The organism is Amycolatopsis melonis, from assembly GCF_040064235.1.
GTDB classification, from domain to species: Bacteria; Actinomycetota; Actinomycetes; order Mycobacteriales; family Pseudonocardiaceae; genus Amycolatopsis; species Amycolatopsis melonis.
On record NZ_JBDZYD010000012.1, the window covers coordinates 222,184 to 235,867 of the forward strand.

Annotated in this window: 11 protein-coding genes; all 11 read left to right on the plus strand. The window is 71.9% G+C overall.

Going from position 1 to position 13,684, the window contains the following annotated elements; genetic code table 11:
- Window positions 1-4 precede the first annotated feature (4 nt).
- The 11 genes from ABJI51_RS30775 (at window position 5) to ABJI51_RS30825 (ending at window position 13,683) form a co-directional block, all read left to right on the plus strand.
- Window positions 5-4,138, plus strand: coding sequence for a coiled-coil domain-containing protein (locus tag ABJI51_RS30775; protein ID WP_348954546.1), 4,134 nt, complete (start codon window positions 5-7; stop codon window positions 4,136-4,138).
- A complete protein-coding gene (locus tag ABJI51_RS30780; RefSeq protein WP_348954547.1) occupies window positions 4,135-4,746 on the plus strand; it encodes a hypothetical protein in 612 nt (203 codons plus the stop codon). The genes ABJI51_RS30775 and ABJI51_RS30780 overlap by 4 nt, the downstream gene beginning before the upstream one ends.
- A 237-nt stretch (window positions 4,747-4,983) precedes the next feature.
- A complete protein-coding gene (locus ABJI51_RS30785) occupies window positions 4,984-6,528 on the plus strand; it encodes a phage tail sheath family protein (RefSeq protein WP_348954548.1) in 1,545 nt (514 codons plus the stop codon).
- 16 nt (window positions 6,529-6,544) lie between these two features.
- Window positions 6,545-6,988, plus strand: a complete 444-nt coding sequence (locus ABJI51_RS30790) for a phage tail protein (protein ID WP_348954549.1) — start codon at window positions 6,545-6,547, stop codon at window positions 6,986-6,988.
- A 4-nt stretch (window positions 6,989-6,992) separates the two neighbouring features.
- Window positions 6,993-7,433, plus strand: a complete 441-nt coding sequence (locus ABJI51_RS30795; RefSeq protein WP_348954550.1) for a hypothetical protein — start codon at window positions 6,993-6,995, stop codon at window positions 7,431-7,433.
- Complete coding sequence (locus ABJI51_RS30800) at window positions 7,430-7,588, plus strand: DUF6760 family protein (RefSeq protein WP_003098516.1); 159 nt, start codon at window positions 7,430-7,432, stop codon at window positions 7,586-7,588. Before ABJI51_RS30795 ends, ABJI51_RS30800 begins: the two co-directional genes overlap by 4 nt.
- A 1,639-nt stretch (window positions 7,589-9,227) precedes the next feature.
- Window positions 9,228-10,340, plus strand: coding sequence for a hypothetical protein (locus ABJI51_RS30805; protein ID WP_348954551.1), 1,113 nt, complete (start codon window positions 9,228-9,230; stop codon window positions 10,338-10,340).
- Window positions 10,341-10,351: 11 nt separating this feature from the next.
- A complete protein-coding gene (locus ABJI51_RS30810; RefSeq protein WP_348954552.1) occupies window positions 10,352-10,798 on the plus strand; it encodes a phage tail protein in 447 nt (148 codons plus the stop codon).
- 3 nt (window positions 10,799-10,801) lie between these two features.
- Entirely contained in the window at window positions 10,802-11,572 is a 771-nt protein-coding gene (locus ABJI51_RS30815) for a CIS tube protein (RefSeq protein WP_348954553.1), read from the plus strand.
- Window positions 11,565-13,388, plus strand: a complete 1,824-nt coding sequence (locus ABJI51_RS30820; RefSeq protein ID WP_348954554.1) for a VgrG-related protein — start codon at window positions 11,565-11,567, stop codon at window positions 13,386-13,388. The genes ABJI51_RS30815 and ABJI51_RS30820 overlap by 8 nt, the downstream gene beginning before the upstream one ends.
- 13 nt (window positions 13,389-13,401) lie before the next feature.
- Window positions 13,402-13,683 carry a PAAR domain-containing protein gene (locus tag ABJI51_RS30825; protein WP_348954555.1) on the plus strand — a complete coding sequence of 94 codons (282 nt, stop codon included), beginning with the start codon at window positions 13,402-13,404 and terminating at the stop codon, window positions 13,681-13,683.
- Window position 13,684: the final 1 nt, after the last annotated feature.

Genomic DNA, 13,684 nt, shown 5'->3' on the forward strand with positions numbered 1-13,684 from the left:
GAGCATGAGCCAGGCGCGGGAGACCCAGACCGAACCGGTGGCCGCGACCCGGCCGCCGTCCGCTGCGCGCCCGTCGCACGACGCGCCTGCGCCCGGGGTGGCGGCGCTGCTGCGCCTGCAGCGGGGCGCGGGCAACGCGGCCGTGGCCGGGCTGGTGCGCAACGCCGGCCAGCAGCCGTCCCGGCGGCCGTCGCCCCGGCCGAAACCGCCGAACGCGGGCAGCACCGTGACGTCCGGTGCCGCGCCTGCCGCACCGGCCGCCGTGCCGTCGGTGTCCGCGCCGCCACGGCAGGCGGCGGACCCGGCACCCGCACTGGACGAGGGTGGCAGCGGCCCGGCCGAGACCACCCCGGTGACGCCCGCGCCCGGTCTCGGCGACGACGAACTGGCCACCCTCGACCAGAACGTGGACTCCCCGCCCGCGTCCGCGCCGGGACCGGTGGCGCAGACCGAGCCGGACGACGAGGCCGCGGCCCCGGATCTCGGTGCGGCGCAGGCGGAAGTCGCCGAGGGCGCCCAGGCGGAGGTGGACGCGGCCAGCGCGGACACCGGCCCCGAACCCGAACCAGGTGGCGGCGGGGGCGGTGGTGGCGGCGGGCCGATCGAGGAGCCCCCTGCCCCGCCCGCCCCGAACCTCGCCGGTGCACCACCGGAACAGGCGATGGCGCACCTCGGCGCCCTCCCGCCCGGCCGGATGGCGGCCGCCATCGGCGGCGTCGAGGACTCCGCCGGCGCGGCCGTCGCCCGGGAGCAGGGCAGGCTGGCCGCCGCCCCGCCGCAGCACACCCCGCTGGCCGCGACGACCACGCTGGCCGAACCCGCGTCGTCGCTGGTGCCGGCGAGCGGACCCGCGTCCCAGGCCCGCGTCGGCCGCGTGCCGTCCCGCACCGCGCGTCCCACGCCGCCACCGCGTCCGGTGCCGTCGCCGGGACCCGCGCCGACCAGCCGCGTCGCCGCGCCGCCGTTGCCGGCCGCGCCCCAGGGCGGCCTGACCCAGGCGGCCGCGCACGACCTCGCCGCGTCGATCACCCGGCTGCCGGTCCACGACCCGGGCACCCGGGTCACCCCGGGCCCGGCGCCGCGGGTGGCGCTGACCGGCGACGCCGACCCCGGCCAGGTCACCGCCCAGCAGGCGCAGCTGACCCAGGGCACGGCGGTGGCACAGGCCGAAGGCGCCAGGGACGCCGGCGAGCCGCTGGGCGAGGACGCCGTGCACCCGACGACCGCCGTCGAGACGATGCGTGCGGAGATCCCGGCCGCGTCCGGCGGGGCCGCGCCGTCCGCGGCGTCCGGCCCGGCCGCAGGCGAGACCGACGCCGCGGATTCCGCGGTCTCGGCGGTCGCGGAGGAACAGCAGGGCCCCGAACTGCGTGCCGCGGCGGGCTCGGCGGCGACCGCGATGGCGTCGGCCCGCGCCCAGCACGCCGAGCAGGAGCAGGCGCAGCGGCGTCAGTCGGCCGAGCAGATCGCGGGCATGGAGCGGGAGCACGCCGAGGCGGAGAGCGCGGAGCGGACGCGGGTGCGCGGCGAGGTGGCCGAGCAGCGCACGCAGTGGCGCACCGAGCAGCGCACGCTCGTCACCACCGCGCATGCGGAGGCGCAGACGGTGGTGGGCACGGCGGGCCAGACCGTGGAAAACGAGCGCCAGCAGGCCGAAACCGAAGCCGCCGAGCACCACCGGCAGGGCGAGCAGGAAGCGGCGGCGGCGCGGCAGGAAGGTGAGCGCGAGGCCGCGCAGCACCGGGCCGAGGCCCAGCGCGAGAGCGGCGGCGGGGGTTTCTTCGGCTGGCTGGCCTCCCGGGCGCAGGCGCTGTTCGACCGGGTGAAGCAGGGCATCACGGCGGCGTTCGAGAAGGCACGGCAGGCGGTGAGCGCCGCGATCGCGAAGGCACAGCAGCTCGCGACGGCGGTGATCGAGCGGGCCCGCCAGGCGGCGGTGGCCGCGATCCGGCTGGCGGGCACGGCGCTGACGGCGATCGGCGACCGCGTCCTGGCCGGTTTCCCGGCGCTGCGCGACCGGTTCCGCAACGCGATCCAGGCCCGGGTCCGCCAGGCGGAGGCGGCGGTCAACCGCCTGGCCGAAGGCCTGAAGTCGGGCGTGAGGGCAGCACTGGGCCTGCTCGGCCGAGGTCTGTCGGCGTTGTTGTCGGGCCTCGAACGCGGCCTCAAGGCGGCGGTCGACGGCGTCGCGGCGACGGTCCGCGGAGCGATCAACGCAGCCCGGGCGGCCCTGCAGACGCTGGGCGCGTTCATGGCGATCGCCCGCGACGTCGCGGCGAACCCGGGAGCGTGGCTGCGCAACCTGGCCGCGTCGGTGATGGACGGCATCCGCAACCACCTGTGGCTGGCGTTGAAGACGGCGGTCCAGCAGTGGTTCAACGACAAGGTGGAGCAGGTACTCGGCCTCGGCCGCGCGGTGTGGAACCTGCTCACCCGCGGCGGGATCTCGCTGGCGCGAATCGGCCAGATGGCCTGGCAGGGCATCAAGCAGGCCATCCCGGCGGCGCTCATCGGAATCCTGGTGGAGAAGCTGGCCTCGATGATCATCCCGGCGGCAGGCGCGGTCCTGGCGATCATCCAGGGCCTGCAGGCGGCCTGGGGCACGGTGAGCCGGATCCTGCAGGCGATCGACCGGTTCGTGGCATTCCTGCGAGCGGTCAAGTCGGGCAACGGCGGCCAGGCGTTCGCGGCAGCGGTGGCAGCCGCGGCGGTGACGGTGATCGACTTCGTGTCCAACTGGCTCCTGGCCCGGCTGGCCCGCGGGGCGTCGCGGGTGGCGAACAAGATCCGCGACATCGCCCGCCGGATCGGCGCGGCACTGAAGCGGGTGGTGACCCGGATCGGGGCGGCCCTGCGGCGGGTGGGGCGGCGGATCGGGGAGCGGTTCCGGGGTGTGCGGGACCGGTTCCGCGCCTGGCGGGAACGGCGTCGCCGCGAGACCCCGGCCGACCGGGAGAAGCGGCTGCGGCAACGCCTCGAGCGTGCCGTCGCGGCAATCAATCCCCAAGCGAGCCGGCTTCTGGCCAACGGGGTGTCGGCGTTGCGCTTCCGTGTGATGCTCGGGTACTGGCGGCTGCGGCACCGGTTGTCCGGCCTGACCGTCGACGGCAACGGAACCGTCACTGCGCGGATCAACCCGTCGATGGAAGTGAACGGGGCCAAGTCCCGCCGGGTGACCGCGGCCGAGCTGGCTGTTCTGCTCACCCCCATTTTCACCGAGGCAGAGCGGGAGTACGACCGGCAACTGGCGGCAGCGCCGACGGCGAACCAGCAGCTGGACATCGACTGGTACGGCGCAGGGCGCCGTGGGTGGTCGGCGGGCGACCCGCGTTCACTGAGTGGCCTGAGCCGGTTTCAGCAAGCGCAGATCATGGGCAGCACAGCCCCCGGGCGCTCCTTCCAATGGGCCGAGCAGGACGTCTCGGTGTTCACGCCCAACCTGCCTGCCTGGAGGCCTGGGCAGGTCGGCAAGGTCAACTGGATCGGCAAGTACCGCGGAATGGCAGCGGGCCTGTACTCCGCAGGCGACGCCGTGGGAATCAGCCAAGCCGACGTCAACCGGGCGCTCAGCACCGGTTCGATCTCCGACGTGCTGGGGCTGCGCAGCCTGATGACCCAGGGCACCCAGGAGGACCGGGACAAGTTCATCCGCAAGATGCAGCGAACCAGCTTTCTCATGCACTCCACCGAACCGGGCAGGCAACCGGGCATCGCGACTTCCACCGCGATATCGTCGACACTGCTCGGTACCGGCCATGCGGGGCTGGACGAGGTGCTGGAGGGCCGTCTCGCACCGATGGCTCCGGTCGGAGCGCAGAACGCCGGTGGCGCCACCGCACGACAGCTTCCGGCGGGCACCCGGTCCACTCGGTACCCCACTGACCAGGCAATGGCCGAGCGACTGCGGATACGCCGGGTCGGGGCCATCATCATGACTCTGCTCAATACGGCGACGAAACCGAAGATGGTGGTGTCCGCCAGCGGCCACGACCTGCATCCGCTCGCCGAAGCGATTCGCGAATGGCTGCGAGTACGGTTGTCGCGGCACCCGACGCCGGAGGCGCTTTCCGACGCATCGGCTATTCTCCGAGCCGAGCTTGTCGCGTTCCTTGCCAGCTATCACGGAAGATCCGGATGAAACGCAGATATCACGTCCTGAACTACTCCGTCGCCGACGACGAGGAACCGATCGACGCCGTGGAATCCGAGCTGGATCGCCTGCGTCATGCCGGACATCCCGATTTCCAGCTGTACACCGTCGAAGGTGACGAGCGGCTCACCGGTCACGTCTACGTGGCCGCGCCGGACGATCCGGTGGTCACGCTGGTCCGCGACCTGGCTGCGGAGACCTGGTACCTCATGGTGGAGGGACTGGACGACGGCCAGGTCGACCGGATTGCCGGCGAGCTGTCCGAACGACTGCCGGTCCGCGGGACCGAAGAACTCCGGCAAGCTGCCGAGGCCGAAGACGCCAAGCCGCGCGAACTGGTGCGGCTGGCTCTCGGGACGAACGGGCCGGCCGACCCGGCCACCATCGGCATCCTCGAGTCCCGGCTTCGATCACCGGAGCCTCGGATGCGCGCTGCCGCGATGGAAGCCGCGAGCCTGACTCAATGGCCTGAGCTGGTGGGGCCACTCGAGACCGCGGCAGCGACCGAGGCGCAACCCGACCTCAAGCAGTTCGCTGCCGGTGCATTGGCGGCGTTGCGCCAGGCGCTTTCCCGGCCGGGGCAGGACGGCGCCTGAACCGGCCGCTGTTCGCGGCGCACCTCGATTTCAAGCCGAACGGCCGTGCGAGACCACCGGGGTCCCGCACGGCCGTTTTCCCATGCCCACAAGGGCAGCCGAGCCGACCCGGACGGGCAGCTGCCTTTATGGGCAGAGATCGGTTCCCGCGGGCCTAGCCGCACGGTCGTTCCGCCGGAAACGCCGGGGCAGCAGCATCGCCGGGGACAGGACTTGTGCGCGACAAGGGAGGCACGCATGCCCACCTATCTCACGCCGGGGGTGTACGTCGAAGAGACCGAGGCGGGCGCTCGGCCGATCGAGGGCGTGGGCACGGCCGTGGCCGCCTTCGTCGGCTTCGCCGCGGATGGTCCCTTCAACACCCCGACGCTCGTCTCCAACTGGGGGCAGTTCACGCAGACCTTCGGCGACTTCGTCGAGGGCTGCTACCTGGCCCAGTCGGTCTACGGCTACTTCCTCAACGGCGGCGCCAACTGCTACGTCGTCCGCGTCGGCGGGCCGCGGGCCCAGGACAACGGCGCCGCGCCGAAGCAGATTGCCGCGCGGCAGGCCGAACTCGGCGGCTACCGGGTGGTCGCCAAGGAGCTGCCCGAAGGCAAGCAGGGCGGGGAGATCACCGTCGAGGTGGCCGACCCCACCGGGGACAGCCCCGCCGACGACCGGTTCACCCTGCTCGTCAAGCAGGACGGCAAGGTCGTCGAGACGCACAACGTGACGACCAAGCGCACCAAGGACAATGTCGTCACCGCCGTGCGGGAGAAGTCGAGCTACATCACCATCGAAGAGATCGCCACCGGCGGCACGGTCACCAAGCCGGAAAAGGGCGCCGCGGTGCTCACCGCGCCGCCGCAGGAACCGCCCGTGCCGCGGCGGGTGGCCGCCAACGACTACGTCGGGGACGTCGCCGACCGCACCGGGTTCGGCGGGCTGGAGGCGATCGACGAGATCACCATGGTCGCCGCGCCGGACCTGATGGCCGCCTACCAGCGCGACCTGATCGACCTCGACGCGGTCAAGGCCGTGCAGCTGGCGATGATCGCCCACTGCGAGCTGATGGGCAACCGGATGGCGATCATCGACCCGCCGCCGTCGCTCAACCCGCAGGAGGTCCGCAGCTGGCGGCAGGACGCGGCAGGCTACGACTCCAAGTACGCGGCGCTGTACTACCCCTGGATCCAGGTGCTCGACCCCGCCACCGGCACGAACACGTACCTCCCGCCGAGTGGCCACATGGCCGGCGTGTGGGCCCGCACCGACGCCACCCGCGGCGTCCACAAGGCCCCGGCCAACGAGGTCGTCCGCGGCGCGCTCGCGCTGGAGACGCACCTGACCAAGGCGGAGCAGGAACTGCTCAACCCGATCGGGATCAACTGCGTGCGGTCGTTCTCGGGCAAGGGCATCCGGGTGTGGGGCGCGCGGACCCTGTCGAGCGACCCGGCGTGGCGCTACCTGAACGTCCGGCGGCTGTTCAACTACCTCGAGGAGTCGATCCTCGCCGGCACCCAGTGGGTCGTGTTCGAGCCGAACGACGACGCGCTGTGGGCGCGGATCCGGCGCACGATCAGCGCGTTCCTGGTGATGGAGTGGCGCAAGGGCGCGTTGTTCGGGCTGACCCCGGACGAGGCCTTCTTCGTCAAGTGCGACCGGGAGACCAACCCGGCCGAGGGCATCGACCTGGGCCAGGTGATCTGCGAGGTCGGCATCGCCCCGGTGAAACCCGCGGAGTTCGTGATCTTCCGGCTGGCCCAGATGTCCGGCGGCACCAGCCTCGTCAACGAGTGATTGAAAGGGCTCCGACATGGCACTTCCCGATCTTGACAAGGCGGTCGGCCACTCCTTCGGGCTCGAGATCGACGGCGTCCAGATCAAGCAGATCTCCGAGGTCTCCGGCCTCAAGATGGAGCAGGACGTCATCGAGCTCAAGCAGAACACCGCGGACGGCAAGTACGTCGTCAAGAAGCTGCCCGGCCGCCCCAAGGCGGGCGAGGTCACGCTGACCCGCGGCCTGACCGAGGACAACAGCTTCGAGAAGTGGGTCAAGGACGCCCACTTCGGCAAGATGGGCTCGGCCCGCAAGGGCGGCGCCATCATCGTCTACGACTACGAAGGCGCCGCGATCAAGCGGTACAAGCTGACCAACGCGTGGCCGAAGAGCCTGGAGATCGGTTCGCTGAAGGCGGGCGACACGAGCGTGCTCACCGAGAAGATCGTGATCACCTACGAGCAGATGGAAGTCGAGTGAGCCGATGCGCAGGGTGATGGCGTCGGCGCCGGCCCCCGCCGAAGTGGCGGGGGAGTCCCCGGCCGAGCGGCCGAAGCTGCGCACGGAGTTCGCGTTCGAGCTCCCGCGCGGCTACGTCGACGACGAGGGCAAGGTGCACCACTCCGGGGTGATGCGCCTGGCCACCGCGCGCGACGAGCTGGTCCCGCTGCGGGACGACCGGGTGCGCGAGAACTCGGCGTTCCTCACCGTGGTGCTGCTGGCCAGGGTGATCACCCGGATCGGCGACATCACCGACGTGCACGCCGGGATCATCGAGAACCTGTTCGCCTCGGACCTGGCGTTCCTGCAGGACATGTACCGCCGGGTCAACAGCGAGGGCCACACCAGGGCGGGCGTCGCGTGTCCCGAGTGCGGGCACGGCTTCGTCGTCGACGTCGCCGGTGGCCGCCTGGGGGAATCGTGACGTACGCGGCCGACCGGCTGCACGAGGAAGTCGCGTACGTCGCCTACCACCTGCACTGGTCCCTCGACGACATCCTCGACCTCGAACACCCCGACCGGTTGACCTACGTCGCCGAGATCGCCCGGATCAACACCCGGATGAGCCAAGGACGGTGACGCTGGAATGTGGTGGAGCAGGAAGGAGGCGAGTCCGCCGCCCCCGGAAAGGCTGCCGGTGACCCGCGCGGAGTGGCGGAACGTGGCGCCGATCCAGCGGGTCGTCGCCGAGCACCCGCTGGTCAACCCGGTGCAGCGGTTCGGCGAGTCACTGACGTCCTGGCAGAGCCCGGCCTACCTGGAGCCGCTGGGCCACCGCATCGGCCCGGAGGAGCCGGCAGGCGTGATCGCCGACCTGGCCCGCCCGCGCCCGCTCGAGTCGCCGTCACCGTCGATGCCGGTGGTGCAGCGGTCGACCCGCAAGCGGTCCCGGTCCGAGGTCACCACTTCGGAGCTACCGTTGCCGTCAGTGGAACTGCCGGTCGTGCAGTCCGCCGAGGTCGTACGGCCGCTGACGTCGGCCCCGGTCGACCCACCGGTCCGGACGGTGCAGGCCATCGCCGAACCGGCCACAGTGGACACTCCGGCCCCGGCCGAGCACGAGACGGTGCCGGTACGGGCACCGGAACCACCCCCGGCGGAACCGGCCCGAGTGGAACAGCCGCGGCCGGTGCTGCCGGTCGTCCAGCAGGCGTCGCCCCGACGGCTGGGTCTCGGCGCCCCGATCCTGCCCCTCCCGGAGGGATCACCACCGGACGTCCCGCTGCCGGTTTCCCGGACGGTGGATCCGGAACCGGCGGTCAGGTCGTCGCCGGTCAACACGTTCCGCCCGCTCGACAGCCCGGAGACCCCAGCCGGGACCACGGAGCCGCCCGGCCAACCGGGCGGCTCAACGAGCGTTCCCCCACCACCGGCGGCGGGCGGATTGCCGCTGCCGGTCGCCCGGACGCTCGAAGCCCCGGACGGCCCGGGAGCAGGACCCGCGGATGCTCCGCTCCCGGTGGCACGGACTGCCGAAACTTCGGCGGGCGGCACCCAGTTGCCCGTGGCGCGGACTCTCGAGAGTCCGGCGGGTCAGGTGGATGGCGCGTCCCTGCCTGTGGCGCGGAGTGTCGAGACTGTGGCACGGACTCTCGAAAGTCCGGCGGGTCAGGTGGATGGTGCTCAGCTGCCCGTGGCGCGGAGCGTCGAGACTCCGGCGAGCCACGTTGACAGTGCCCCGCTCCCCGTAGCGAGACCGCTCGAGACTCCGGCCAGCCCGACGGGCCACGCTGCCCCGCTCCCGGTGGCCCGGACTCTCGAAACTCCGGCAGGCCACGTCGAATCTGCCGCGCTACCGGTTGCCCGGACGCTCGAAGCTCCCGCCGGCGCGGGGAACGATGCGCTCCCGGTCGCGCGGGCTCTCGAAGCCCCGGCCAGCCCGGCGGGCCAAGTCGATGGTGCCCCTCTGACGGTCGCGCGGGCCGCCGAAGCTCCGGCCAGCCCGGTGCCGCTCCCAGTGGCGCGAACTCTCGAAACCCCGACGGCTGCCGGTACTCGGCTCCCAGTGGCGCCGACTCTCGAAACCCCGGCGGCTCACGATGACAGTGCCCTGCTCCCGGTCGCGCGGCCCGTCGAAGCCCAGGCGGCTCACGTGGACGGTGGTCCGCTCCCGGTCGCACGAACGCTGGAAGCCCCGGCCACGCGCCAAGGAGACGGTGCCCAGCTCCCGGTCGCGCGGACCCTCGAAGCCCCGGCGGCTCACGGTGGCCCGCTCCCGGTGAGCCGAGTAAACAGTGCCCAGCTCCCGGCAGAACGGTCCGCCGAAGCCCCAGCCAGCCGGACCGAAAGCACCCCGCTCCTGGTCGCCCGGCTCGCCGAAGCCCAGGGCACCCCGCTTCCGGTCGCCCGGACGCTGGAAGCCCCGGCGAGCCGCACCGAAAGCCCCCTGCTCCCGGTCGCCGGGCTCGCCGATTCCCCGGCCAGTCCGCTTCCGGTCGCCCGGACGCTGGAAGCCCCGGCGAGCCGCACCGAAAGCCCCCTGCTCCCCGTTGCCCGCACGCTCGAAGCCTCGCCGAGCCGGACCGAAAGCCTCCCGGTCGCCCGGACGCTGGAAGCCCCGGCGAGCCGCACCGAAAGCCCCCTGCTCCCCGTTGCCCGCACGCTCGAAGCCTCGCCGAGCCGGACCGAAAGCCTCCCGGTCGCCCGGACGTTGGAAGCCCCGGCGAGCCGCACCGAAAGCCCCCTGCTCCCGGTCGCCGGGCTCGCCGATTCTCCGGCCAGTCCGCTCCCGGTCGCCCGCACGCTCGAAGCCCCGGCGAGCAGGACCGAAAGCCTCCCGATTGCCCGGACCGTCGCTTCCCCGGTCAGCCCGCTCTCGGTCGCCCGGACTGCCGAAGCTCAGGGCACTCCGCTCCTGGTCGCCCAGACGCTGGAAGCCCCGGCGAGCAGGGCCGAAAGCCTCCCGGTCAGCCCGCTTCCGGCCGCCCGGACTGCCGAAGCCCAGGGCACCCCACTCCCGGTCGCCCGGTCCGTCGAAACCCCGGCCACCCCACTTCCCCTCGCCCGAACGCTGGAAGCCCAGCCGAACCGCACCCAAAGCACCCTCCACCCCCCGCCGGACCTGGTCTACCGCACCGAAAGCCCCCCACCACCAACGGTCCAACGCGTGACCGACCCCCCAGCCCAGCAACCCATCCCCCCAGTGACCTTCATCCAACGCGACCCAGACCCGGCCCCAGCGGCCCCGGCCCCGGCCGCCCAAAGCACACCGAACCAGCCGGAAACCGAAGAACTCGTCAAGAAGCTCTTCGACCCCCTGCTGCGCCGCCTGAAGACCGAACTTCGTCTCGACCGTGAGCGCCGGGGGGCGCTCACCGATCGCCCGCACTGAAGGAGGAGCCGATGCCGGATACCGAAGAGGCCGTTGCCGTCTGCTATGTCGTCAAGCTGGACGACAAGAACCTCGGGAACCTCGGCGCCTTCTCCAGCTGTGACGGGCTGGGCTGCGAGTTCGTCATGGAACAGCGGGAAGAGGGCGGCAACAACGGCATGGTCTGGCAGCTGCCGACCCGGATCAAGTACTCGAACATCAAGCTCTCGCGCCCGGTCACCGAGGCCAGTGCGCAGATCACCAAGTGGTTCGCCAGCATGGCGAGCGGGATCGAGCGCAAGACCGCCACCATCGAGGCCCGCACCCTCGAAGGCAAGGTGATCGCCAGCTGGGCCCTCGAAGGCGTCGTCCCGGTGCGCTGGAGCGGCCCGCAGCTGTCGGCCGACTCGCCCAAGGTGGCCACCGAGACCCTCGAACTCGCCCACCACGGCTTCCTCAGCCCGGCGAAGAAGGGCTAGCCCATGGCCTCCTCGCCCGTCACCTTCACCTCGGCAGGCTCGCAGCCGCCCGCCGCCTACGGTTCCGGGGAACCCGCGCCGAACAACCTGCAGCGTGCGCTGCTGGAGGTCCGGAAGCCGCCGCAGTCCGGCGGGACCGGGCAGCCGCCCGGTGACAAGCTGTTCGACATCAAGTTCCAGTTCAACCCCAAGGAACTGTCGCTGAGCAAGAACGCCAAATGGGGCCGTGACGCGCAGCCGAACGCCAAGAAGAGCGCGCCTCCGCAGTTCAAGGGCTCCGATCCGGCGAAGCTCGCGCTGGAGATGTTCCTCGACGCCACCGACAAGATGGACGACGCCGTCGTCAAGAAGGTCGAGCAGCTGTTCACCTGCTGCGTGGCCACCGAGGACAGCCGGCAGAGCCGCAAGCCGTCGCCGCCGTGGGTGATCTTCAAGTGGGGCGGCATGACCGGCTTCCCCGCCTACGTCTCGTCCGTCACCGCGAAGTACACGCTGTTCACCCCGGCGGGCACGCCGGTGCGGGCGGTCTGCACGGTGAACCTGGAGGAGATCTCGGGTGAGCTGGGCGGGCAGAACCCGACGTCGGGGGCGCTGGCCGCGCGGGACACGCACGTGCTCGTCGCCGGGGATTCGCTGCCGTCGGTGGCGTTCCGCGCCTACGGCGACGCCGGCCGGTGGCGGGAGATCGCCGACGCCAACGACATCGACGACCCGATGCGGCTGCGGCCCGGCACCCGGCTCCTGGTGCCCGCGCTGGAGGAGCTCGATGGCTAACGAGACCTTCACGAACACCCTCATGGTCGAGGTCGACAGCACCCCGCTGCCCGACGACGTCAAGGTCATGCTCAGCTACGCCTACGTCGACGACAGCCGGAACCTGCCGGACACGTTCGTGCTGCGCTTCCGCGATCCCGCGGGGATCGTGCTCGACAAGGGCAAGTTCAAGGTCGGGGCGAAGGTCAAGCTGAAGGTCCAGACGTCGGACCCCGAAGGCCCGCAGGACCTGATGTCGGGCGAGGTCACCGCGGTCGCGATCGACCTGGACCCGCACGGCACCTTCACCGAGGTCCGCGGGTACGACCACGCGCACCGGCTGTTCCGCGGCCGCCGGGTCGCGGCGTACCCGAACATGACGATCGCGGACATCGTGCGGAAGGTCGCCCAGCGGGCGAACCTGCCGGTCGGCAAGATCGACGACGTCAAGGGGTTCGGCGGACGACCGAACACCCAGCTGAGCCAGGACAACGTCAGCGACTGGGAGTTCCTCTCGCGCCTGGCCGACGTCGTGGGCGCGCAGATCGCCGTCCGCGACGGGAAGCTGAACTTCGAACTCCCGGAGAAGCCGTCCAGCGCGCCCTCGACGACCACGAAGGCGACCGCCGACCCGCTCGTGCTCGAAGCACACGGGACGCTGGTCAGCCTGCGCGCCAGCATCACCGCGGCCGAGCAGGTCCCCGAGGTGCGGGTCAACGGCTGGGACTACGAGCACAAGCAGGCGGTCACCGCCACCGCGAAGCCGCGGAACGCGGGGACGGACGTGCCGGGGCTGGACCCGGTGGACCTGGCCGCGAAGTTCGCCGCCCCGCCCTTCCTCGACGCCGCCTCGCCGCGGCGCGCGCAGAGCGAGGCGGACGCGACCGCGAAGGCGCTGGCCGACCGGCTCGGCAGTGCCTGCACCGAACTCGACGGCGTCGCGAAGGGCAACCCGAAGCTGCGGGCAGGCACGGCCGTCACGCTCACCGGGGTCGGGGCGCCCTTCGCGGGCAAGTACACGCTGACCAGCACCCGGCACCTGTTCAACGCCGACGTCGGCTACACCACCGAGTTCACCGTGTCCGGACGCCAGGAACGCTCGCTCTACGGCCTGGTCGCGGGCGGGGCGAAGACCTCGTCGTGGCCGGGTGTCGTGCCCGCCACGGTGACCGACCTGAAGGACCCGGCCAAGCTGGGGCGCGTCAAGCTCACGTTCCCGTGGCTGGACCAGAGCTTCTCCAGCACCTGGGCCCGCACGGTCCAGCCGGGGGCGGGCAAGGACCGGGGCGCGCTGGTGCTGCCCGAGGTCGGCGACGAGGTCCTGGTCGGCTTCGAGCACGGCGACTTCGAGGCGCCGTACGTGCTCGGCGGGCTGCACAGCACCAAGGACGCCCCGCCGTCGAAGTTCACCAAGCCGGTCGTCGACGCCAACAGCGGCGAGGTCGCGCTCCGCGGCTTCGTCTCCCGCAAGGGGCACAAGCTGGAGTTCGCCGAGGACGACGGCATCGTGCTGTCCTCCGGCGACGCGAAGTTCGTGGTCAAGATCGACCAGAAGAACCAGGTCATCGAGGTGACCAGCGGCAAGAGCGTCACGGTCACGGCCAAGAACGGCGTGAGCATCGACGCCGGGACCGGGCCGCTGGAGCTCAAGGGCCAGAAGGTGACCGTGAAATCGAACTCCGACGCCAGCATCGAAGCGGCCAGCCAGCTCAAGCTCAACGGCACCGCGGGCGTGAAGGTCGAGGGCGCGAGTGTTTCGGTCGCCGGCCAGGGACAGACGGAGCTGACCGCGAGCGGTGTCGTCACCGTGCGCGGCAGCGTGGTCAAGATCAACTGACGGGGGAGTGCGCATGCCACCAGCCGCGAGGGTCGGCGACCCGACCGGGCACCCGGGCGTCATCGCCGGGCCCGGCGTGCCGACCGTGCTCATCGGCGGAATGCCCGCCGCCACGGTCGGGACGCTGCACACGTGCTCGTTCCCGCCGCCCGCGGTGCACCCGCCGTCGCCGATCGCGCCGCCGGGCTGCCCGACGGTGCTGATCGGCGGCATGCCCGCGGCCCGGATGGGCGACATGGCCGCGTGCAGCGCGCCGATCGTCATGGGCTGCCCGACCGTCCTGATCGGAGGCTGAC